This is a genomic window from Rhodanobacter sp. K2T2 (assembly GCF_013408815.1).
GTDB lineage: Bacteria > Pseudomonadota > Gammaproteobacteria > Xanthomonadales > Rhodanobacteraceae > Rhodanobacter.
In genome coordinates this window covers 177,697-200,783 of the sequence record NZ_JACCCA010000004.1, presented here as the reverse complement: position 1 = coordinate 200,783, position 23,087 = coordinate 177,697, and the positions used below count along the sequence as shown (strand labels likewise).

21 protein-coding genes are annotated in these 23,087 nt (G+C 63.8%); 19 read left to right on the top strand and 2 right to left on the bottom strand.

Translation table 11 applies throughout. The annotated features are described in order from the left end of the window. The first annotated feature begins 80 nt into the window (after positions 1-80). The 5 genes from HDE78_RS08370 to ung all read left to right on the top strand — a co-directional run bounded on the left by HDE78_RS08370 (position 81) and on the right by ung (position 5,492). Positions 81-1,910, top strand: coding sequence for a DEAD/DEAH box helicase (locus HDE78_RS08370; RefSeq protein ID WP_179478154.1), 1,830 nt, complete (start codon positions 81-83; stop codon positions 1,908-1,910). Between the two features lie 175 nt (positions 1,911-2,085). Then, positions 2,086-2,763, top strand: a complete 678-nt coding sequence (gene ftsE, locus HDE78_RS08365; protein ID WP_179478152.1) for a cell division ATP-binding protein FtsE — start codon at positions 2,086-2,088, stop codon at positions 2,761-2,763. A gap of 2 nt (positions 2,764-2,765) precedes the next feature. Then, positions 2,766-3,740, top strand: a complete 975-nt coding sequence (ftsX, locus tag HDE78_RS08360; protein WP_179478503.1) for a permease-like cell division protein FtsX — start codon at positions 2,766-2,768, stop codon at positions 3,738-3,740. Positions 3,741-3,924: 184 nt separating this feature from the next. Beyond that, on the top strand, positions 3,925-4,767 hold the full coding sequence (locus HDE78_RS08355) for a response regulator (RefSeq protein WP_179478150.1): 843 nt from the start codon (positions 3,925-3,927) through the stop codon (positions 4,765-4,767). A 14-nt stretch (positions 4,768-4,781) separates the two neighbouring features. Next, complete coding sequence (gene ung / locus HDE78_RS08350; protein WP_179478148.1) at positions 4,782-5,492, top strand: uracil-DNA glycosylase; 711 nt, start codon at positions 4,782-4,784, stop codon at positions 5,490-5,492. A gap of 111 nt (positions 5,493-5,603) precedes the next feature. Here ung and HDE78_RS08345 read toward each other — a convergent pair whose 3' ends face one another. Then, entirely contained in the window at positions 5,604-6,032 is a 429-nt protein-coding gene (locus HDE78_RS08345) for a hypothetical protein (RefSeq protein WP_179478146.1), read from the bottom strand. Between HDE78_RS08345 and HDE78_RS08340 the strand changes: the two genes are divergently transcribed. From HDE78_RS08340 to HDE78_RS08275, 14 genes are all read left to right on the top strand, one after another. After that, positions 6,019-6,381, top strand: coding sequence for a c-type cytochrome (locus HDE78_RS08340; protein ID WP_179478144.1), 363 nt, complete (start codon positions 6,019-6,021; stop codon positions 6,379-6,381). The genes HDE78_RS08345 and HDE78_RS08340 overlap by 14 nt on opposite strands. A 467-nt stretch (positions 6,382-6,848) precedes the next feature. Next, positions 6,849-8,789 (top strand): PQQ-dependent dehydrogenase, methanol/ethanol family, encoded by a 1,941-nt coding sequence (locus HDE78_RS08335; RefSeq protein WP_255457707.1) that lies wholly within the window; start codon positions 6,849-6,851, stop codon positions 8,787-8,789. 152 nt (positions 8,790-8,941) lie between these two features. Continuing rightward, on the top strand, positions 8,942-10,804 hold the full coding sequence (locus HDE78_RS08330) for a quinoprotein dehydrogenase-associated putative ABC transporter substrate-binding protein (RefSeq protein WP_179478142.1): 1,863 nt from the start codon (positions 8,942-8,944) through the stop codon (positions 10,802-10,804). Continuing rightward, complete coding sequence (locus HDE78_RS08325) at positions 10,801-12,066, top strand: ABC transporter substrate-binding protein (RefSeq protein WP_179478140.1); 1,266 nt, start codon at positions 10,801-10,803, stop codon at positions 12,064-12,066. The genes HDE78_RS08330 and HDE78_RS08325 overlap by 4 nt, the downstream gene beginning before the upstream one ends. Then, positions 12,063-13,055: a PQQ-dependent catabolism-associated beta-propeller protein gene (locus HDE78_RS08320; RefSeq protein ID WP_218862172.1), complete on the top strand. Its 993-nt coding sequence runs from the start codon at positions 12,063-12,065 to the stop codon at positions 13,053-13,055. Before HDE78_RS08325 ends, HDE78_RS08320 begins: the two co-directional genes overlap by 4 nt. An 85-nt stretch (positions 13,056-13,140) precedes the next feature. Then, positions 13,141-14,019: a c-type cytochrome gene (locus tag HDE78_RS08315; protein ID WP_218862170.1), complete on the top strand. Its 879-nt coding sequence runs from the start codon at positions 13,141-13,143 to the stop codon at positions 14,017-14,019. A 225-nt stretch (positions 14,020-14,244) separates the two neighbouring features. Further along, positions 14,245-15,258 carry an ABC transporter substrate-binding protein gene (locus HDE78_RS08310; RefSeq protein WP_218862168.1) on the top strand — a complete coding sequence of 338 codons (1,014 nt, stop codon included), beginning with the start codon at positions 14,245-14,247 and terminating at the stop codon, positions 15,256-15,258. Beyond that, complete coding sequence (locus HDE78_RS08305) at positions 15,255-16,103, top strand: ABC transporter permease (RefSeq protein ID WP_179478138.1); 849 nt, start codon at positions 15,255-15,257, stop codon at positions 16,101-16,103. The genes HDE78_RS08310 and HDE78_RS08305 overlap by 4 nt, the downstream gene beginning before the upstream one ends. Further along, on the top strand, positions 16,100-16,900 hold the full coding sequence (locus tag HDE78_RS08300; protein WP_179478136.1) for an ABC transporter ATP-binding protein: 801 nt from the start codon (positions 16,100-16,102) through the stop codon (positions 16,898-16,900). Before HDE78_RS08305 ends, HDE78_RS08300 begins: the two co-directional genes overlap by 4 nt. Before the next feature lie 64 nt (positions 16,901-16,964). Next, positions 16,965-17,765 (top strand): ABC transporter ATP-binding protein, encoded by an 801-nt coding sequence (locus HDE78_RS08295; RefSeq protein ID WP_179478134.1) that lies wholly within the window; start codon positions 16,965-16,967, stop codon positions 17,763-17,765. Continuing rightward, complete coding sequence (locus tag HDE78_RS08290; RefSeq protein WP_179478132.1) at positions 17,765-18,628, top strand: ABC transporter permease; 864 nt, start codon at positions 17,765-17,767, stop codon at positions 18,626-18,628. The genes HDE78_RS08295 and HDE78_RS08290 overlap by 1 nt, the downstream gene beginning before the upstream one ends. Positions 18,629-18,884: 256 nt before the next feature. After that, a complete protein-coding gene (locus tag HDE78_RS08285; protein ID WP_179478130.1) occupies positions 18,885-19,997 on the top strand; it encodes an S-(hydroxymethyl)glutathione dehydrogenase/class III alcohol dehydrogenase in 1,113 nt (370 codons plus the stop codon). Between the two features lie 272 nt (positions 19,998-20,269). After that, positions 20,270-20,845: an S-(hydroxymethyl)glutathione synthase gene (gfa, locus tag HDE78_RS08280; protein WP_179478128.1), complete on the top strand. Its 576-nt coding sequence runs from the start codon at positions 20,270-20,272 to the stop codon at positions 20,843-20,845. A gap of 9 nt (positions 20,846-20,854) precedes the next feature. Then, positions 20,855-21,505: a response regulator transcription factor gene (locus tag HDE78_RS08275; RefSeq protein ID WP_218862166.1), complete on the top strand. Its 651-nt coding sequence runs from the start codon at positions 20,855-20,857 to the stop codon at positions 21,503-21,505. Between the two features lie 27 nt (positions 21,506-21,532). On the opposite strand, the gene HDE78_RS08270 is transcribed toward HDE78_RS08275, so the two are convergent. After that, positions 21,533-22,963: a histidine kinase gene (locus HDE78_RS08270; RefSeq protein ID WP_179478126.1), complete on the bottom strand. Its 1,431-nt coding sequence runs from the start codon at positions 22,961-22,963 to the stop codon at positions 21,533-21,535. Positions 22,964-23,087: the final 124 nt, after the last annotated feature.

The window sequence follows — 23,087 nt, the reverse complement described above, 5'->3', positions numbered from 1 at the left end:
TACCGGCAATGAAGCGGGTGCAGCGCATCACGTCGCCACGACGGCAAGCTGCCGTTGCGGCCAAGGCCCTTATTCCACTTATGTCACAGACCGTACTCACCGATACCTTTTTCACCAACTTCGATCTTCATCCGCTGCTGCAGCAGGGCCTCGACGAGAGCGGCTTCACCCGCTGCACGCCGATCCAGGAAATGACCCTGCCGCTGGCACTTGGCGGGCGCGACGTCGCCGGCCAGGCCCAGACCGGCACCGGCAAGACCTGCGCCTTCCTGGTCGCGATGATGAATCGCCTGCTCACTACGCCCGCCGTGGCCGAGCGCAAGGACAGCGATCCGCGCGCGCTGATCATCGCACCGACCCGCGAGCTGGCCATCCAGATCGACAAGGACGCCAAGGCGATTGGCCGGCACACCGGCCTGCGCAGCGCGCTGATCTACGGCGGCGTCGATTACGAGAAGCAGCGCCAGCAGCTGAAGGACGGCTGCGACATCATCATCGCCACGCCGGGTCGCCTGCTCGATTATCACAAGCAGGGCGTGTTCGGCCTCAACGGCGTCGAGGTCATGGTGATCGACGAAGCCGATCGCATGTTCGATCTGGGCTTCATCGCCGACGTGCGCTTCATCTTCCGCCGCCTGCCGGCGCGCGAGCAGCGCCAGGTGCTGCTGTTCTCCGCCACGCTGAGCCATCGCGTGCTGGAGCTGGCCTACGAGCACATGCACAACGCCGAAAAGCTGGTGGTCGAGAGCGACAACGTCACCGCCGACAAGGTGCGCCAGCTGGTCTACTTCCCGGCCAAGGAAGAAAAGCTGCCGCTGCTGCTGAACCTGCTCGAGCGCACCGCGGCCGAGCGCAGCATCATCTTCGTCAATACCAAGGCCGCGGCCGAGCGCGTGACTGACCGCGTGAAGCGCCAGGGTTACCGCGCCGGCGCGATCTCCGGCGACGTGCCGCAGCTGAAGCGGCAGAAGCTGCTGCAGCGTTTCCAGGAAGGCCAGCTGGATATCCTGGTGGCGACCGATGTGGCCGCCCGCGGCCTGCACATTCCCGCCGTCAGCCACGTCTTCAACTACGACCTGCCGCATGACGCCGAAGACTACGTGCACCGCATCGGGCGTACTGCGCGTCTGGGCGCCGAGGGCGATGCGATCAGCTTCGCCTGCGACCTGTATGCGATGTCGCTGCCGGATATCGAAACCTATATCGGCCAGAGCATCCCGGTCGCCAGCATGGATGCCGATCTGCTGATCATGCCCAAGCCGAAGGCAATGGACGCCGAGTTCGCTGCCAACACGGCCGCCGACAGCGCCGAGTTCGGCGACATCGTGCCGCCGCGTCCGGGCGAGAAGCCGCGGCGTTCCGGCGGTGCCGGTGGCGGCAGTCGCGATGGCAGCCGCGGGACGGGTGGTAGTCGTAGCGCCGGCGGTTCGCGCTCGTCTTCCTCCGCTTCGCGTCCACCGCGCGAGCGCCGGCCGGACGTGGCGGCAGCTGCCGTTGAATCCGCGCCGATCGACGTGCCGGTGCATGCGACCGAAGGCGTCGCTGTTTCGGCGTCCCCCGATCCGGCGGGTGCCGGTGGTGAGGTTGGCGATGCGGTGCGCAAGCCGCGTCGTCGTCGCGGTGGCCGCAACCGTCGCCGCGAAGGCGTGGCGGAATCCGTCGGCGCAGCGATCCAGAGTGGCGATGCTCAGACGCTGGTCGGTGCGAAGGAAGGCAGCCGCGCACCGCGCGGCGAGCGCCGTCCGCCGCGCGAGCGCAGCGGTGCAGAAGCTTCGTCGAACGGCGGCCGTCCCTCGCGCCAGGTCGCAGTGACCTCCGGCAACGCAGCGAGCAAGCCTGCCGGCGACGCGCCGAGCGCGAAAAAACCCGGCTTGTTCAGCCGGCTGACGCGACTGTTCACCGGCCGCTGATGGCACCATCCCTTTCGCAGCCTATGCCGCGAAGGGGATCAGAAAAATCGTGAGCAGGATCGCGGTCGTCCTGGCTGAAGCGGCGGCGACCGCAACGCATGCGGGCCAGCCATTGGGCGCGTGCTTCCCTTATCCTTGCCGCTGGCAACACGACACGCAGGTTCGGGGACGCTCGGTGATCCATTTTGATCAAGTCAGCAAACGCTACGACGGTGGGCACGAGGCGCTGTCGCAGCTTTCCTTTGAGGTGCCTACGGGCGAAATGGCTTTCGTCACCGGCCATTCCGGCGCGGGCAAGAGCACGTTGCTCAACCTGCTCGGACTGATCGAACGGCCGTCGCACGGCGTGATCATGCTGGACGGACAGAACCTGGCGAAGGTTCGCGGCGGCGGCGTGCCTAAGCTGCGCCGGCGCATCGGCATGGTGTTTCAGGATCACCGGCTGCTGATGGAGCGCACGGTGTTCGCCAATGTCGAGCTGCCGCTGACTATCGGCGGCGTCGCTCGTCCCGAGCGCGCCCGCCGCGTGCGCGCCGCGCTGGAGAAAGTCGGCCTTCTAGCCTATGAGCGTCAGCTGCCGGCGACCCTCTCCGCCGGCGAGCGCCAGCGCGTCGGTATCGCCCGCGCCATCGTGGCGCGGCCGACCCTGCTGATCGCCGACGAGCCCACCGGCAATCTCGATCCGCAGCTGGCGATGGAAATCATGGGTCTGTTCGGCGAATTTCAGCAGGTCGGCACCACGGTGCTGATCGCCAGCCACGATTTGCCGCTGATCAAACGCATGAAGAAGCGCGTCATCGTTCTCGATCATGGCCGTCTGGTCGCCGATCTGGCCGCACAGGAGGTGCTGTGAGCATGCCGCCGGAGAACTTCCCCGTCGATCAGGCCTCATCGCCGCGCGCCGAGAAAACCCAGGGCCGACGCTTCGCCAGCTGGCAAGAGCATCACGGCTGGAGCGCGGTCGCCAGCTTGCGCCGGCTCGGCTCGCGTCCGCTGGGCAGCCTGCTGACGATCGCCGTGATGGGCCTGGCGCTGGCCTTGCCGCTGGCGTTCTACCTGTTGCTTGGCAATGTGCAGAAGCTGGGCGAGACCTTGGGCCAGAGTCAGGCCATCAGCGTGTTCCTGCAGCCCGATCAGAGCGCGCAGCAGGCTCAGCTACTGGCCAAGCAGCTCGGCGAGCGGCCGGAAGTGGCCTCGGTCAGCGTCAAGACGCCGCAGCAGGGTATGGACGAGCTGGCCAAGATGCAGGGTTTTACCGGCGCCCTGAAAACGCTGGACAACAATCCGCTGCCCTACGTGCTGCAGCTGCAGCCGCACGAGGAGCTCGGCGCCGCGGCGATCGGCCAGCTGGTCACGGATATTCGGGCCATGCACAGTGTCGACATGGTGCAGGACAGCGGCACCTGGCGGCAGCGCCTCGATGCGCTGCTGGCGGTAGGCAATCGCGCCGTGCTGGTGTTGGCCTCGTTGCTGATTCTGGCGGCGCTGTTGGTGGTGGGCAATACGGTGCGCGTCGATATTGCCAGCCGGCATGAAGAGATCGGTGTGCTGCTGCTGATCGGCGCCAGCGGGGCCTTCGTGCGCAGGCCGTATCTTTACGCAGGCATTTGGTACGGCCTGTTCAGCGGCATGCTGGCCGCCCTGCTTGCAATCGGCATCGAGTTTGCCCTGGCCGACCCGGTGGCGCAGCTCAGTCAGGCCTACGATGGCAAGCTGCAGGTCGGCGGTCTGCCGCTGTGGCTGCTGCTGGCGGTGCCGCTGGCCGCGGCCTTGCTGGGCTGGTTTGGCGCTCGGCTGGTCAGCGCCTGGCAGTTGCGCAAGGCGGCTTGAGCATCGGGTCGGCTGACAGTAGTGACGCGCGTCGCAGGCATCGCCGGGTGTTCCGGGCACTCTCAAGGTCAAACGACGGCTCAGACCAGGCATGCTCGCGGTTCGTTCGCGTACATGTTGAGATAGTAGGGTTGAAGATTCACGTAGCACGTACGGCAACGAGTAAGGCAAGTTGAATAACGCAATGATCGCGACCATCAGCAACCGTCTCACCACGACAGCGCCGCGCGTATTGGTGGTCGACGGTTCGCGCGTGGTGCGTCAGCTGCTGACCCGCGTGCTGCTGGCCGAGCTACCCGAAGTCGAGGTCATCGGCAGCGGCAGCGGCGCCGACGCGCTGAAGCTGCTGCAAGAGAGTGCCTTCGACTTCATTACCATCGCGCTGCGTCTGCCCGACATGGACGGGCTCGACCTGGCGCGATCCGTGCGTTCCACCGCGTCGCAGGCCTACGTGCCGATCGTGGTGGTTTCCGGCGATGTCGACGATCGCCTGCTGCGCCGCTCGCTCGGCGAGGACGTCACCGATTATTTCGACAAGGCGCTGGGCTTGCAGGCGCTGGCCGAATTTATCCGCGGCTATGTCAGCCCGCAGATGCAGGCCGAAGGCACCGTGCTGTATGTCGAGGACAGCCGCGTGGTGGCATTGGCCACGCGCCGCATGCTCGAAAAGATCGGCCTCACCGTGCGTCATGTAGTCAGCGTCGAAGACGCGCTGGCCATGCTCGAAACCGACAAGGTCCTGGGCTGGACCGGTGCCGACGTAGTGCTTACCGACGTGAGCCTGAAAGGCGAGCTCACCGGCGGCGATCTGCTCGAGCGCATCCGCAACGAGTTCGGCTACGGAAAGGGCCGGCTGCCGGTGCTGGTGATGACCGGTGATGAAAACCCGGCCAACCAAGCCGCCCTGATCAAGGCCGGCGCCAACGATCTGGTCGAAAAGCCGGTCGAGGAGAAACTGCTGGTGACCAAGCTGCTGTTTCAGCTGCGCGTGGCCCAGCATTTGCGCAGTCGCGCCACCGGCGCGTAAGTGAGTTCGACGGCTTGAGCGACGAACAGGTCAAACGCGATCACATCAAACTGGAGCCGTCGTGGAAGGCGCGCATCGGCGATGCCTTGCTGACCCCGGCCATGCAGTCGCTGGCTGCTTTTCTGCGCAGCGAAAAACAGGCCGGCAAGAAAATCTATCCGCCCGGCCCGGAAATTTTCGCCGCCTTCGAACACACGCCATTCGACAAGGTGCGCGTGGTGATTCTCGGACAGGATCCCTATCACGGCCCCGGTCAGGCTCACGGCCTGTGCTTTTCCGTGCGACCGAGCGTGCGCGTGCCGCCGTCGCTGGAAAACATCTTCAAGGAAATTCAGCGCGATCTCGCCATTCCGCGACCCGATCACGGCTGCCTCACCTCGTGGGCCGATCAGGGCGTGCTGTTGCTCAACAGCGTGCTCACCGTGGAAGAAGGGCAGGCCAACGCGCATCAGGGCAAAGGCTGGGAAGGCTTCACCGACCGGGCGATCGACGCGCTCAACCGCGAGCGCGAGGGCATCGTGTTTCTGCTGTGGGGCTCGTACGCGCAGAAGAAGGGACAGCTGATCGATACCACGCGCCACTGCGTGCTGAAATCCGTCCATCCGTCGCCGCTCTCCGCCCATCGCGGCTTCATCGGCTGCGGACATTTCTCCGCGGCCAATCGCTATCTGGAAGAGCGTGGAAGCGCCCCGATCGACTGGTCGCTGCCGCGCGCAGCGTGCTAGAAGATGACGAAAACGGCGTGCTCGACGTGTTGATTAGATGGCAGCCGACCATTGGCGCCTGCTTCAAAAACTTTGCGGATCTGACGTTTTCGTCGTTGCCCATTACGTGCTCTACCGGTTTGTCTGATGTATTCGTTCCCTATGTCGGTGGCCGCGCGCAAAGACGATCTCGCGCTTAAAATCCGGTTCGATTCGAGCATCAAGAACGACACGGCACACCTTCGGGCGATCTGAAAAAAGCATGTCGTGCAGGTGTCCGGTCATGGTATCCACAGCGCGCAGCACGATACGCCTGCTCTGTGATTCCTCCCATGCCCTGCCCACCATTTTTTTATGGAGTGCATGCCTCATGATCAAACCGCTACGGAAAGTGTTGAGCCTGTTTTTTTGCGCAACATCGCTCTTTTTCCACGCCTTTGACGTCCATGCAGCCAGTTCCAATATGTCGGACGGCCAAACTGAAGCCCAACCCAGCACACTGGCTGCGGCGAGTGCATCGAAGTCGGGTGCCAATGCTGCGGTGTCGATGAATACATACAAGGACATCCACGGCAGGAGCGTGCAGACCGATATCGCGGTGTTCACTGCCGCGGATCAGACCAGCGTGACGCCGGCGGTTTCCCATGGCTACGAGAAGTACGGCGCCTACTGCTTCCGCTGCCATGGCAAAGATGCGGTGGGCGGCGTATACGCGCCGGATCTGCGCAAGTCGATGGCCAATGGCATGACGTACCCGCAGTTTCTCGGCACGGTGCTCGGCGGCAGGTCGGCCAAGGGCATGCCGTCATGGGCGGGAGTGCTCGGGGAAAAGGACATCCACGCGATCTACGACTACATCAAGGCACGCCAGCTCGATCTGATTGCCGGTGGGTCTCCGCCGTCCGGCTGATCGACGCGAAGCGCTCCGATCAGGGTTTGTCTGTCGAAGCTGTTTGGCAAATAGTCGTGCTCTTGTGGCCACGCGCTGTAGCTGCGTGGGAAGCACGCACGCTGCCGCCGCCGGTGAGCGGGTCAATGCCGGCGCTCAACTTCCCCTGCGATGAACTCACTCCGCCTCTTCTTTGATTGTTGTCATGTGACCGGTACAACGATGTACCGGATTCGTGACACCCATCGAGACAACCCCGCAGCGGTGTCTCCAATGCGTTGAATCTAGGCGCTATTTCGGCATTGGCATCTGGCACGCAATCTGCAGTTACCAACGCAGTAATACAACGGCTGCGTGCAGGATGCCGGGGTGCGGCCGCCAATAGCTGTGCACCCGGTGCGCTACAGGAACCAAAGACCGGTATGCGGCCATCCCTGGATCAATGTCCAGAATGATTTTCAGTGACACGCAGAGGAGAGGAAATCACCATGAGTTCTCAAAACAGTGGCCGTTCACGGCGGTTTACGTGGTGCGTCACCATGCTGGCCGGCCTGGGGTTGACCGTCGGTGCGACGGCGGTGGCCCAGACAAGCGATATGAGCGCGACGTCAAGCATTGCCAAGAGCGCAGAAAACCCGGACTTGTGGCCCGCGCCGGGTCGCAACAACGAGTTGACGCGTTTCAGTCCGCTGACGCAGATCAACGCCGGCAACGCAGGCAACATGCAGTTCATGTGGAGCCAGTCGCTCAGTTCATTGCGTGGCCAAGAAGGTCAGCCGATCGTTGTGCAAGTGGGCGGCAAGCCGATGATGTTTCTGGTCAGCGGCTGGCCGAACGTCGTGCAGGCGCTGGATCTGTCCAACCCGGATGAGCCGGTGACGGTCTGGAATTACGTCAAGAAGGACGGCCGTGACGACAGCGCCGTCGCCATCGCCTGTTGCGACACCGTGAACCGCGGCCTCAACTATGCCGACGGCAAGGTGATCTTCCATACCCTGGACGGTTACCTGATCGCGCTAGATGCGTTGACCGGCAAAGTGGACTGGAGCGACAAGCTCGCCTCTCCGGAAAAGGGTCAGACCATGACCGGCGCGGGCGTGATTGCCGGTAAGAACATCATCATCGGCTACGGCGGTGCGGAGCTTGCGGCGCGCGGCAGCGTTGCGGCCTACTCGATCGACGATGGCAAGAAGGTCTGGGGCTTCTTCAACAACGGTACGGCCAAAGATGTCGGCATGACGGCGGACACCAATAAGGCCGTACCGAAGCATGGCACCCTGAAGACCTTTCGCGGCGTCGATGAGTATCCCGGGGACGAGCATACGCGCGGCGGCGCCACCGTCTGGGGCTGGATCAGCTACGACGAGAAGCTGAACCTGATCTACTACGGCACCAGCAATCCCGGCACGTGGAGCCCTTCGTATCGCTGCAAGAACGACACGTGGGAAAAGTGCAACGACGGCACGCAGGACAACAAATGGTCGCTCTCGCTCATTGCGCGAAATGCTTCCACGGGTGAGATGGTGTGGGCCTACCAGCTGACGCCGTTCGACGAGTGGGACTACGACGCCATCAACGAAAGTGTTCTGGTCAACATGGACATCGACGGCCAGAAGAATCGCCCGGTGCTGGTGCATTTCGACCGCAACGGCTTCGCGTACGTACTGGACCGCAGAGATGGCAAGCTGCTGCGCGCGCACAACTTCGTTCCGGTGAACTGGGCCGAGAAGATCGACGTGGGCGGCACGGATCGCCCAATCAAGGTCAAGGCGCATTCGCCGTTCGGCGTTGACAAGGCCGTGCAGGCTTGCCCGGGCGCCATGGGCGGCAAGGATCAGCAGCCAGTGGCGGTGGATCCGAGTAACCCGCAGGTGTTCTACGTGCCGACCAACCAGTGGTGCATGGAAGATACGCCGTTGAAGCGCACCAGCACGCAGCAGGGCTCCGGCTACGCGTTCGCCAACGTGTACATGTACGAGCCCACGGCGGGCCTTGCGGGCCAGGTCCAGGCCTTCGACGTCGACACCGGCAAGATCGTGTGGAAGAACCCCAACAAGTACCAGACCTGGAGCGGTGCGCTGGTTACAGCTGGCGGCGTGGTCTTCTACGGCGACATGGTCGGCAAGTTCCGCGCGGTGGATTCCAAGACCGGCAAGGAGCTGTGGGCGCGTAACCTGGGCTCGGGCATCATCGGCAACCCGATCAGCTACAAGATCAACGGCCAGCAGTACGTGTCGGTGTTCGCCGGCATCGGTGGTTGGAGCGGCCTGCCGGTTTCTGCGGGTCTGAACTTCAGCGACAAGTACGGTGCGATTGGTGCGACGGCCATGGCCAAGTCCACCAATCTCAACCTCGTGCCGCTGGGTGGCACCCTGTATACGTTCCGCCTCGGCGGATCGGAACACCAGGCCGTCGACACCACAAAGTGAGAGCGTGTGCAGCGTTGATTTGTAGAAGTGTACGAATCAACGCTGCATGTTGAAGTCGGGCCGGGGTTGCTGTGTGCAACCCCGGCTTCGATGCGCAAACGTCACGTGTCGGCGACGAACGTGGAAAGTCCTTTCAAAGTGCGGTCAATGAAATGAAATTCGGCACTGCAATATTCGCTGGAGGCCTCGCGCTGATGGCGGCCGGACTGGCGCCGGCGCAGGAAAAAACCTATTACAACCTCGACCAGAAGTTCAGCGAGATGACGGCGGCCGACCAGACCGCTGCAAAAGACGCCGCCCTGCACCAGCAGATGCGGCCGCTGACGGCCTGTGCAGATCCCGCCAACATGCCGTTTTCGGACCGCAATGGCGACGGCATCGACAACCAGATCGTCAAAGTGCTGGCCGACGCCATGCACACGACGGTGCGGTTCTACTGGATGTCCTATCTGGAATCCGGATTCGTGAAAAGAGCATTCGGCAGCGCGGCCGAGCCGCTGGGAAACTGCGATCTCGTGGTCGATATTCCGGACAGCGTTTCCGGCGTTTTGATGACCGACCCGATCTACCGTTCGACCTACGTTTTCGCATATGGCAAGGACAGCGGCATCCATATCAAGAGCCTCACCGACCCTGCGCTGAAGAAGCTGCGCGTCGGCGTGTATGAGACCTCGGCCGTGCGCCAGGCGCTGGCCGAAAACGGTATCAAGAACGATGTCCACGTGCTTAGCGTCAGCTACGACACCGAAAGTAACAATGGCGCCCTGCAGCAGTGGCGACAGGTTGAACAGGTGCTGGATGGCAAGCTCGACGTGGTGGGCACATGGGGGCCGTTTGCCGCTTACGCCCAGGTGAAGAAACACGCGCCGATCGTGCTGCAACCGGTGAACCTGATGTCCGACCACGTGCAGCTGGAATACGCCATGGCCATCGGCGTGCGCGAAAACGACGTGGTTCTCAAATATGCGCTGGACAACGCGCTGGATACATCGGCAGACAAGATCAAGGCGATTCTCGACGACTTTGGCGTGCCGCTGGTCCAGTGCAGCGAATGCGTGGTGCAGGGCAACCTGCCGTCGCACGGACCCTATTCGATGGGCGCCAGCAGCTACGCGCGCTATCAGCAGCCGCTTGATACGGAGCTGATCCACGTCGACACATCGCAGACGGCGCCCGGCGAAACCGTCACGCTGCAGGACATCAAGAAATCGCTCGCCGCAGGCGCCGACCGCAGTGCCGAACTGGCGCAGGCGGTGGTGGCATCCGACGCTGCGCGCATCAAGTTTCTCGCCGCGCATGGGGCGGATCTCAATGCACGCGACTCCATGGGCGCCACCCCGCTGACCAGTGCCGCCGGCGCCCGCGACTCCGACACCGTCAAGCTGCTGCTTCAGCTGGGCGCGGACGCCAACGCAAGCAACGGAGACGGCGTGACGCCGCTGATGACCGCGGCGCAGCGCGATCATGTGCCGTCGATGGAGGCGCTGCTGCAGCACGGCGCCAGCCTGACGGTGAAAGATGCCAAAGGATTGACCCCGCTGTGTGGCGCGCTCGAAAACCGCAGTTTTCTGGCCGCCACCACGCTGCTCAATGCGGGCGCCTCGCCCAACGCGGCCTGCGGTGCCAACGGTCTGACGCCGTTGATGATCGTGGCCACGCACCTGGAGGCGGAGCGCAGCGGCAATGTTCCCGTCGACGACGGCCTGTACCTCAGCGATGGCGTTGCGCCGCAGCAGGTGGGCAAGTTGCTGGTTAGCAAGGGCGCTGATGCGAACGCCCGCAGCAAGAGCGGACTCACCGCCCTGATGGTCGCCGCCGGCCACGACAACGCGCCGCTGATCGGTTTGCTGATCCAGGCCGGCGCGAAAGTCGACGCGCGTTCCGACGACGGCAAAACCGCGCTCGATATCGCCAAGGAAAATGGCAGCGACGCGTCCATACAGACACTCGACGTGATGAGCCGCTTCGCGCCCGTGCAAAGTCCGAGCGGTGCTGCAGCGGAGCCGCCACGATGAGGCGACGCATCGCCATCATCATCGCCACCGTGTTTGCATCGGCGCTCGCTGCGGCAGGCCCGGCGGCACCAGTGAGCAAACCAGCCAGCAAGCAGGCCAATAAGCCAGCCGCAAGCAGCGCAGCCAAAAGCAACGAATTCGTTACGCATTACGCGTATCTGGGCAAGGCCTACCGGGAGCCGGCGCCACTGTCGCTGCTCAAACCCGCGGTCATTCCTGACGAAGGGCTTGCCGGTGTGCGTCTGGGAACCAACTACAACAACCAAGCGGGAAAATTCCTGGACCTGAAGTACGTGCTGGACGAGACGATGCTGCCGGAGGATGGCGACGTGGTCGCCGCAGCAAAAAAAATGCTGGCCGCCGGTGAGCATCTCATCATCGCCGACCTGAAAGCGCCGGACCTGCTGGCGGTCGCCGATTTGCCGGAAGCAAAAAACGCGATCATCCTGAACATCCGCGCGCGCGACGACGTGCTGCGCCAGACCCAGTGTCGCGTCGATGTTTTCCACCTGATTCCCAGCGACGCGATGCTCACCGATGCGCTGGCGCAGTATCTGGTGTGGAAGAAATGGACGCGCTGGTTTCTCGTGCGCGGCCAGCATCCGGAGGATGTGGAGTACGCCAACGACATCACGCGTTCGGCCAAGCTCTACGGCGCCAAGATCGTGGCCGAGCGCGCATACGAGCTGCAGACCGGCGCACGCCGCGTGGATACCGGTTATCAGGAAATCCAGACGCAGATGCCGATGCTGACGCGCGGCGTACCGGATTACGACGTTGCCTTCGTCGCCGACGAAACCAATTCCTTCGGGGTCTACCTGCAATACCGGACCACCGATCCGCGGCCCGTCGTGGGCACCGACGGCCTCGAGGCGACGGCGTGGGGCGCCGCGTATGAGTCCTACGCGGCGCAGACGCTCCACGACGATTTCCTGAAGCTTGCGAATCGCGAGATCACGGTGCGTGACTACGAAGGCTGGCTCGCAGCCAGTCTGCTGGAGATGGCGGTGAAGCAGGGCAGCGCTCGCAACGTCGATGCGATCCGCAAATACATCAGCGCCGACAGCCTCAGGCTCGCCGGCTACAAGGGCGAGAGCATGAACTTCCGCAGCTGGGATAACCAGCTACGTCAGCCGATCCTGCTGATGGATCAGCTGTCGCTGGTGTCGGTCTCGCCCCAGCCGGGTTTTCTGCACCCCGTGTACAACACCGACACCCTCGGTATCGACCAACCGCAAAGCCAGTGCAAGTTCTCCAAATGAAAACAGCCAACCCCAAGCGACCTCACGCGCGCTTTGCCGCGATGTGTTTGCTGCTGCTGATGCTGGCCGCCCCACCAGGATGGTCGGCGACGCTGTTCGTCACCAACGAGCGCGGCAATACGGTGACGGTGCTGGACAGCATCACGCTGAAGACGATCAAGACCATCCCCACCGGCCAGCGCCCGCGCGGCGTGGTGGCGTCGCCGGATGGCAAATGGGTGTACGTATGCGTGGGTGACAGCAACCGCATCGATGTCATCGAGGTGGCCAAGCTCGCGGTGACGCGTACGTTGCCATCGGGGGCCGACCCGGAGTTGCTGGCGCTGAGCAACGACGGCAGCCGCGTCTACATCGCCAATGAGGACAACTCGCAGGTCACCGTGCTCGAAGCGATGACCGGCAAAGTGCTGGCGCAAATTCCCGTGGGCTCAGAGCCCGAGGGCATGCGCGTGAGCCCGGACAACCAGATCACGGTGGCGACCTCCGAAGGCAGCAGCCTGGTCCATTTCATCGACAACAAGACGCTGAAACTGGTCGCTACCGTGCTGGTGGGTGCGCGTCCGCGCGTGGCCACGTTCACGACCGACGGGCGCTACGTCTGGGCATCCTCCGAGGTCGGCGGCACGGTGTCGGTGATCGACGGGCGTACGCATCAAGTCGTGCAGACGATCAACTTTGCCATTCCCGGGATGCGCGCCGAGTTCATCCAGCCGGTGGATATCGTGATGTCGAAGGACGGCTCGCAGGCGTTCATTGCGCTGGGGCCGGCGAACCACGTCGCCGTAGTCGATACGAAGACGTACAAGGTGAGCGATTACATCGTGGTGGGACAACGGCCGTGGCACATGGCGCTGTCTCCCGACGGGTCGAAGCTTTATAGCGTCAACGGCTTCACCAACGATGTGACGGTCGTCGATACCAAATCGCTCAAGCCCGAGGTTTCAGTAAACGTCGGTCGCTTGCCTTGGGGCATTGCTGTGGTGCCGTGACTGGCTGGCGACGCGGAGTTCGGTGATGGTGCGCAAGCGCACGCAGAAGATGATTGATTCATACAGCTATTCGAAGGAGAGGCCCATGTTACGAAAGACCGTGTATAGCTTTACTGCTGCTGCTTTTGCCGTAGCCGGTATCAGCCTGGCGCTCGCCACCAACAGCCTGGCCGGTTCGCCCGCGGGGCAAGCCGGTTCGTCGGCGGCTCCGGCGGGTGCCGCCAGCATTCATGTCCCGGCAACGTACGAGTCGATGGACACCGGCCACACCGGCATCGTGACCGAAAAGGAAGCCCTGGCCGCCATGCCCAACCTGAACTTCAAAGCCGCCGATGAAAACGGTGACGGCCAGCTGGATCGGGTCGAATTTTCGGATTTGCAGGACAAGGTGGCGAACGGAACCTGGACCAACGCGGTCGCCAAAACGGAAGCCGTCAACGCGATAACCGGCTACGACGACAACCCGGTGGACGTGGTCGCCAAGGCCGCGAAAGGTTCGCTGAAAAACCCCTACGATCCGAAGAACGGCACCATCGCCGCCCAGGGTCACGAGCAATTTCTCAATCACGGCTGCAATGCCTGCCATGGTGGCAACGGCGGTGGCGGCATGTGTCCGCCACTCAACAACGGCGTGTGGATCTACGGTCCGAGCGACGACACCTTGTTCCGCCTCGTTGCACTGGGAAGCCAGAAACTGCAGGAGGCGGGTTTCGCACGGATAAGCCCGGAAACCCCCGCCCTGATGCCGCAGCAAGGCGGCACGACGATTACCAAGGCGGGTGACCTGTGGAAGATCATCACCTGGATCAAGTCGATGAACACGAAGGACCAGGCAAGCCTGGATCGTGCACCGACGCTCGATCCCGGTGCCGCCGTTGTAGCGTGGGCCACCGCGCACCGTGCGACGGCGAAGGTATGTCATGCCAGCACGGCCTCATCGTGGGATGGCGCGAACGCGCGGTAAGTCGCGATGCAGGTGAAGGCTCAATGACCTCGCCCCGAGTTACGACGCAGCACGGGCTACCGTCCGTGACTGCGCGTGTCCGGCATCGCACAGCAAACGTCGCACGGCCAGTGGTCTAAGCTGCGATACGAAGGTCACATCGGCGTGTATCGGGAAAGCTCAGCATGACTCGTCGCGTTGCGCAGGAGCGGTATTCATATGAAACGCGGACAGGCGAGAGTGAACATGGCATCGACTCATTTCATCACGCGCATGTTCGCGCTGTTCTGTGCCGCGCTCCTCACGATGATGCCAACTCCCGCTGCGCGCGCCGAGGTTGCGCACGACGTTCCCGAGTTGCGGGTCGGAGTGCTGGAGTTCGGCTCGGTCGGGTGGGAAATCGATACCGTCCAGAGGCTCGGTTTCGCGAGCAAGCATGGCATCCGGTTGGCGGTGGTGCCGCTGGCGTCGGAGAACGCCTTGAAGGTGGCGTTGCTGGGCGGCAGCGTCGATCTGGTCGTCTCGGACTGGTTCTGGGTCGCCACGCTGCGATCACGCGGTCAGGACTACCAGTTTGTGCCGTTTTCCCGGACGGTCGGCGAGGTCGTTGCCAATCCGAAGGCGGGCATCCGTTCGCTCGCCGACCTCAACGGCAAACGCTTCGGTGTGGCGGGCGGCCCGGTGGATAAAAGCTGGTTGATCGCGCGTGCCTACGCGCGCAAGACGTACGGCATCGATCTGCAGTCTGCAGTGAAACCACAGTTCGCCGCAGCGCCGCTGCTCAATCACCTGATGCTCGATGGCGAGCTTCCGGCCGTGATCAACTTCTGGCAGTACGGCGCCAGCCTCGTTGCACAAGGCATGCGGCCGGTGATTACGGTGGAGCAGATGCTCAAGGGGTTGGGCGTCAAGACCGACCCGCCGCTGCTGGGCTGGGTATTTTCGCAACGCTGGGCAGAAACTCACGGCGATGCCCTGCGGGCCTTTATCGCCGCGACCTACGATGCCAAGCAGGAGCTGGTGCGCTCGGATGCCGCCTGGCAGCCGCTGCGCAGCAAGGTCAAACCCGAAAACGATGCGGTCTTCGCCGCGATCCGGCAGGGTTACCGGGACGGCATCGTCAACCGCTTCGGCGCACCCGAAATCCAGGCCGCCGGACAACTGTTTCATCTGGTCGCCGAAGAAAGCCACGGCGAACTTACGGGTGGCACGAGCGAGCTGCCGGCGGATGTGTTCTGGAGCGGATTCCGTCGGCCATGAGTTCTGTCCGTCATCGCGCGGGTACTGGCGAACTGCCTCGAGCCGGCGGCAGGTCCGAGACGCAGGTGGTGGCGCTGACACGGTGGCGTGGGTCACTGCCGTCGGGGCGCGGGTGGCTGTGGCGCGTCGCGTCGCTGATCGGTCTGGCGGTGGTGTGGGAAATCGCGGCGCAACTGGCGGGCAGCAATATGCTGCCCACGCCGGTCGCGGTGCTCGCCGCGATGTATCGCGATACCCGCAGCGGTCAGCTTGCGTTGGAACTGGGTATCACCATGGCGCGCGTGCTCGCGGCGTTCGTCGTCGCCATGAGCATAGGCACCGTGGTCGGTTTCATGATGGGCCGTTCGCGCAGGCTCAACTTGCTGCTGGACGGCCCGCTGGTGCTGGCGCTGAACATTCCGGCGCTGGTCATCACCATCCTGTGTTACTTGTGGCTCGGACTTACGGAAGTGGCCGTGATCGTGGCTGTGGCCCTCAACAAGATTCCGGTTGTGGTGGTGACCGTGCGCGAAGGGTCGCGGGCGATCGACGCGCGCCTGCTGGCGGTGGCGCAGGTATATCGCGTACCGCGCACGGTGACGCTCAGGCGGGTGATCCTGCCGCAGCTTTATCCGTACCTCATCGCCTCGGCCCGCAATGGTCTGGCGCTGATCTGGAAGATCGTGCTGGTGGCCGAGCTGCTTGGACGCAGCAATGGCGTGGGTTTTGAACTCTCGGTCTTTTTTCAGTACTTCGACATCACCAGCATTCTGGCGTACACGCTGGCGTTTGCTGCGCTTGTCATGATCATCGAAGCCGGCGTGATGCGGCCTTTGGAAAAACGCGCGACGCGGTGGCGCGAATGAAAGGCTTGAACATTCATGTCATCGAAAAACGCTACGACGATGTCGCGGTGCTGGCCGATGTCGACATCACCATCGCCGACGGAGAATTCGTCGCCATCGTCGGGCCTTCCGGCGTGGGCAAGACGACGCTGCTCAGCATGGTCGCCGGTCTGGACGCCGACTACAGCGGATCGATTCGCTACGACGGCGTGCCGCTGGCCGCGCCCGGTCAGTCACCGCCGGGCCTGGGCATGGTGTTCCAGGAACCGCGGCTGATGCCGTGGCTCACGGTGGGCGAGAACGTGCGGCTGGCGGAAGCCGAGCGCCTGGCGCGCGACCGCAGCTATGTTTCGTGCGCGGATCGCTTGCTCGACGAAGTCGGGCTGCGCGCTTCCCGCGATGCGTGGCCACACCAGCTCTCCGGCGGCATGCAGCGTCGCACGGCGCTGGCGCGGGCGTTTGTGGTCGAGCCCTGGCTACTGCTGATGGATGAGCCGTTCGTATCGCTTGACCCGCTGGCAGCCGATCAGCTGCGCGCGCTGCTGCGGCGGCTGTGCGCGCGCGTGCGGCCGCTGGTGCTTTTCGTTACCCACAACTTGAATGAGGCGCTGGTGCTCGCCGACCGCATACTGTTTCTCGGCGATACGCCGGCGCGCGTCGTACTGGACTATCGCGTCGAGCCGACGGATAGTCATGATCTGGACAGTCCCGAGATCGCTGCTCTCAGCCGTCAGCTGCTGGCGCGCCATCAGGGGCTGCTATCCGAGATGGCCGGGTCTGACCCGGACGAAAGCTGGCGTCGCAAGGAGGGTGTGTGAAGTCTGTTGCCTCGGTGTGGTGGTGGGCGTTGTGGGTCGCGCGGCCGCAGCAGAGCGTGGCGCGATGAATGCGCACAGCGAGGTATCCACGCCCGCGTCGGCACCATCCGAAGAGGCTGCACTCGCGCTGGCAGTGGAGGAGGTCAGCAAATCCTACGGCGCGGTCAAGGCGCTGGACCGCGTGTCACTGCACGTGGCACGGGGCGAGTTCGTGGCCCTGCTCGGCCCCAACGGCGCTGGCAAAAGTACGCTGTTCCAACTGCTCACCGGATTGTTTGTGCCCGACGCCGGGCGCATCGAGGTGGCGGGCTTCGACATGCGCCATCAGGCGCGCAAGGCACTCGCGCGCCTGGGCGTGGTGTTCCAGCAGCCGACGCTGGATTTGGACTTGAGCGTGGTGGCCAACCTGCGCTTCCACGCACGGCTGCATGGCATGGGTCGCGGCGCGCGCGCGCGCATCGATGCCGAGCTGGAGCGCATCGGTTTGACGGAGCGGGCCAGGGATCGCGCGCGGGCGCTTTCCGGCGGTAATCGCCGCCGCGTCGAACTGGCCCGCGCATTGCTGCACGACCCGGTCGTGCTGCTGATGGACGAGCCGACGGTCGGACTCGATCCCGCCTCGCGCGAGCAGCTGGTGGCGTATGTCCACTCGCTGTGCACGCATCGCGGCGTCGGCGTGCTGTGGGCAACGCATCTGGTGGACGAGGCCGAATCCGCCGACCGCGTCATCATTCTGCACAAGGGTCACTGGATCGCTTCGGGCACCGCGGCGGAACTGCGTGAGCGCACCGGCCAGCGCTCGCTGCGCGACGCCTTCCTCGACCTGACCGGCGAATCGTCGGTCGCGCACGAGGAGGCGGTGTGATGGCTACGAAACCCGAATGGCAGCAAGGCGTGCCGGCAAGGCGCTCCGGTTCGATCGTGAGCCACGCCCTGCAGGCGCTGCTGGCGCTGTCCTCGCGCGAAACGATCAAGTTCCTGCACCAGCGCGGGCGACTGCTTTCCGCGTTAGTGCGGCCGAGCCTGTGGCTGCTTATTTTTGCGGCCGGTTTCCGCGACGTTTTCGGCGTCTCGGTGATTCCGCCGTACTCGACCTATATCGAGTACCAGGTTTACGTGGTGCCGGGACTGCTGGGCATCGTGCTGTTGTTCAACGGCATGCAGTCGTCGCTGGCGATGGTCTACGACCGTGAGATGGGCTTGATGCGGCTGTTGCTGACAGCGCCGTTGCCGCGCTCAGTATTGCTGACGTGCAAGCTGCTCGCGGGCACCTTTTTGTCGATCCTGCAGGCATACGCGTTTTTCGCGATCTGCGCGCTGTTCCGGCTCGACCTGCCGTGGTGGCCCGGTCTGCTGCTGGTGCTGCCGGCGATGTTCCTGACCGGGCTGATGCTCGGCGCGCTGGGCTTGCTGGTATCGGTGTACATCAAGCAGATCGAGAACTTCGCCGGGGCGATGAACTTCGTGATCTTTCCGATGTTTTTCCTGTCGCCGGCGCTGTATCCGCTGTGGAAGTTGCAGGAATCCGGGGCCACCGTGGTCTATCAGCTGGCGCGCTTCAATCCGTTTACCTACGGCATCGATCTGATCCGCTACGCCATGTACGGGCAGATGAACTGGCTTGCGTGCGGTGTGGTTGCCGCGTCGCTCATCGTTTTTCTGGGGCTGGCGATATGGGGCTACGACCCGCAACGCGGCGCGGTACGGCACAAGCGCCAGGGCAGCTGAGCTACTTCTGCAAAGCGGTCATCTGCCACGGCAGTGCGCACTTCCTTGGTGTCGGCTGTCCCGCACGCGGCACACTGATCTGTCACGAATCCGATACAGCACGCGGATTACGCCGCGACACGGTCGCCGCAAGTGGCTGAATCACGGTGTCCCGGCGTTTTCGCCATCTGGCATCTGATGTGCATGATACGTTCCTGACTGCCCACCTAAGCGGAGGGTTAATGGTTTTGTTGATAGTTATAAGGAACGATGGATTATGAAGTCACGAGCTGCAGTTGCATGGGAAGCGGGCAAGCCTCTGTCGATCGAGCAGGTCGACGTGGCGGGACCCAAAGCGGGCGAGGTGCTGGTGCGCATCGTCGCCACGGGCGTATGCCACACCGATGCCTTTACGTTGTCCGGTGCCGATCCTGAAGGCATGTTCCCGGTCATTCTCGGTCACGAGGGTGGCGGCATTGTCGAAGAGGTGGGACCGGGCGTGACGTCGCTGAAAGTCGGCGACCACGTCATTCCGCTGTACACGCCCGAATGCGGCGAGTGCGAATACTGCCTGTCGGGCAAGACCAACCTGTGCCAGAAGATCCGCATCACCCAGGGCAAGGGCCTGATGCCGGACGGCACCAGCCGTTTCTCGATGAACGGCAAGCCGATTTTGCACTACATGGGCACCAGCACTTTCAGCGAATACACCGTGCTGCCGGAGATCTCGCTGGCCAAGATCAATCCGGCCGCGCCGCTGGAGAAGGTGTGCCTGCTCGGCTGCGGTATCACCACCGGCATCGGTGCGGTGCTGAATACGGCGAAGGTGGAAGCGGGCGCCACGGTAGCGGTGTTCGGCATGGGCGGTATCGGCCTGTCGGTCGTGCAGGGCGCGGTGATGGCGAAAGCCTCGCGCATCGTCTGCATCGACATGAACCCGGAAAAGTTCGTCATGGCCAAACTGCTTGGCGCGACCGACTTCATCAACCCGAAGGATTACCCCGACACGCCGATCCAGCAGGTGATCGTGGATCTCACCAACGGCGGCGTGGACTATTCGTTCGAGTGCATCGGCAACGTGCACGTGATGCGCTCGGCGCTGGAGTGCTGCCACAAGGGCTGGGGCGAGTCGATCATCATCGGCGTAGCCGGCGCGGGGCAGGAAATCAGCACGCGTCCGTTCCAGCTGGTGACCGGCCGCGTGTGGCGCGGCAGTGCGTTCGGCGGGGTGAAAGGTCGCAGCCAGCTGCCGGGCTACGTCGATCGCTACATGAAGGGCGAGATCAAGATCGACGAGATGATTACCGAAGTGCTGCCGCTGGAGCGCATCAACGATGCCTTCGAGCTCATGCACGCCGGCAAGGTCATCCGCTCGGTGATCCACTACTGAGCGATGGGCTGATCCTCATGCTCGACAAACACGGCGCGCATCGACGCGACGCATCCGGGTTAAACGCCGCGTTAGCGCGCATGCCCGGCGTGGCGACGACGTGTGATCAGCTTTTTTCCAGTCCATTCAAGCGCACGACATCGTGCAGACGCGGGAAGGCCCGCGGCGTTTTGCTTTGCATCCATCGGCGGTCATCAGCCGCTAGCCACCCTCGTGGCCGGCGTAATTAAGGCCGGTTGAATCCAGTGATACCTCTATCAAGGAGAGACACCATGGCAACTCATATTCATCCCGCGGTCGACAACGGCGTCAAGCCGGGCAAGGACAACTTTGCCGGTGGCACGCTGACCTGTCATTGCAGTGACAAGCCGGTCAAGGTCAAGGTCGGCGCACAGACCGCGCACAACCACGTCTGCGGCTGCAGCAAATGCTGGAAGCCCGAAGGCGCAACGTTCGCGCAGATCGCTGTCGTATCGCGTGACAAGGTCAGCGTGGAAGAGAACGGCGACAAGCTCGCCGTGGTGGATGGCAAAGCAGCCATCCAGCGGCACGCTTGCAAGGTCTGCGGCACGCACATGATCGGCCGCATCGAGGACACCGGGCACCCGTTCCACGGCCTGGACTTCGTGCATACGGAGCTGTCGTCCGAAGAGGGCTGGTCGGCGCCGACGTTTGCCGCATTTGTCTCCTCGATCATCGAGCAGGGCTACGACCCGAGCAAGATGGATGCGGTGCGCGGCCGCCTCAACGAGCTGGGCCTGACGCCGTACGACTGCCTGTCGCCGCCATTGATGGACGCCATTGCCGCGCATGTGGCGAAAACCAAGGGCACGGCCTACGCCGGCTGAAGGTCCGCCTTGGAAGGAAACGCCAAGCCAGCGCTGCGGGTCGTCCTTGCCGACGACCACGCGGTGGTGCGTGCGGGCTACCGGCGGTTGCTGGAGCTGGAGCCGGGGCTGCGGGTCGTCGCCGAATTCGCCGATGGCGAAAGCGCCTACCTGTGGCTGTCGGAGCAACCGGCCGATGTGCTGATCCTCGATCTGTCGATGCCGGGCCAGGGCGGCCTGGCAACCCTGCAGCGTCTGCATCAGCGCGTGCCGCGGCTGCGCGTGCTGATCTTTACCATGCACGACAGCCCGGTGCTGGCGGCGCAGCTGCTCAAGGCCGGTGCGAGCGGCTATCTCACCAAGAGCAGCCCACCGGAATCGCTGATCGACGCCGTGCATCAGGTGGCGGCCGGTGAGCAGGTGCTCTCGGTGGATATTGCGCAGGCCATGCGAAAAGGCGAAAGCGACCTGCCGCATCAGCAACTGTCGCCGCGTGAGTTTGACGTTTTTCTGCTGTTGGCGCAGGGCATCGCGGTAGAGCAGATCGCCAGCCAGCGCTGCCTCAGCGTGAAGACAGCGGCCAATTATCAAACCATCGTCCGGCATAAGCTCGGCTTGAACAGCGCACTGGAAATGTATCGTTACGCGCAGACCTGCGGGCTGCTTGCCCAGGTTCCCTGAGAGAACCGCGCACGCCATCGCGAGACTTCAGGAAGGATAGTCCGGCTCACCATGGGCGAGTCGATCGTTCGTTAGCGACGTCGCCGATACAGGCTGTAGCGGCAATCGTGCCCGGATGGTCAGCCCCGGTCGCGAGCTGTGCGGGTGAGTGGCGAACATGTCGATCTCACCGTGCAGCGCCCACACGCGTTCGCGCATGCCGACCAGACCGTTGCCGCGATAGGCCGCCTGCCCGGGATCGGTCAAGCCGTTGCCGTCGTCGCACACGGACCATTCCAGTCGACCGTCGTCGTGCAGCGCGAGCCGAATGCCGACGCGCGTGGCCTGCGCATGGCGCGCGATATTCGTCAGTGCCTCCTGCGTCAGCCGGTAGACGGTCAGCGCGACATCGCCGCCGACGGCATGCTCATCGATCGCCATAGCCAGTTCGAAACGCGTGCCCTGATCGGGCATGTCGCGCCAGCTGTCGACCAGCTCGTGCAGCAGACGATGCAAGGGCAGCGGTTCGTCTTCGTCCTCATACGGCTGACGTGCGCGCAGCCGCTGCAGCAGATCGCGCAAAGCGTGCCGCACGTGTTCGCAGTGCTCGGCGAGTGCGTTGGCGACATCGGCCAGCGGCGGCTGACCGAGGCTGCGGCGCACCAGCCATGCGGTGTCCGCACGCATCGCCGTGAGCCGCTGGCCCAATTCGTCGTGCAGCTCGCGCGCCAGTCGGCTGCGTTCGTCCTCGCGCAGGCTGCGCAGCTGCAGGTCGAGCCGACGGCGTGCCTCCTGCGAGGACGCCAGCGACTGCGCCATGTGGTTGAGCGCTTGCCCGATCGTGTGCAACTCCAGCAGGCGCAGCGGCGGCAGCCGATAGTCGTAGCGATCGCGCTGGTACTGACCGATCGCGTAGATGATCTTGCGCATCGGTCGCAGCGCCAAGCGCAGCGCCACGTAGACCGCCAGCAGCGTCAGCGCGCCGTAGCCGAGCAGAATGCCAAGCAGGCCGGCGATATCGGTCAGCGACTCGCTGCGCTCGCTGCCCGGGTCAAGCAATAGTGTCACGTGAAATCTCCGGCCATCCGCGCGCTGCAGGTTCCATTGCGGCGTGGTGGGCTTGACGCCGCCGTAGGCGGGCGGCAGCAGCCACGCGTAGCCGCGCTGCAGCGGTGTGGATGTTTCCGGCAGTCGCGGTAACAGATCGTTGCCGTGGTCATCCTGCAGCTGCAGCTGCAGATGCCGCAGCCGGCCTTGCGCGCTGATCTGGCGCAGCGCGCTGAGGTGCGCCGGCATATCGCCGGCCGGCCCGCTTTCCAGGCCATCGAGCTCGTCGAACAGGCGCGCTGTTTCGGTGGCGCCGCGCTCTTCGCGCGCGATGTTCAGCCGTGCCTGCCACAGCGCCAGCAGCAGCGCGCATGCCATCATGGCGAGCGAAACAGCGGCGATGCGCAACATCAGGAATCGCGATAGACGCATGCTGTGGCCGCTCGCTGTCGGGGACTCAGCGCATGGTAGCGGTTCGGCATTCGGGAGTTCTTCCCGTAGTCAAAAAGGCCTGCGCTGCTTTAGCTTTGCGCAATGCATTCGCTCGCGCGTCATT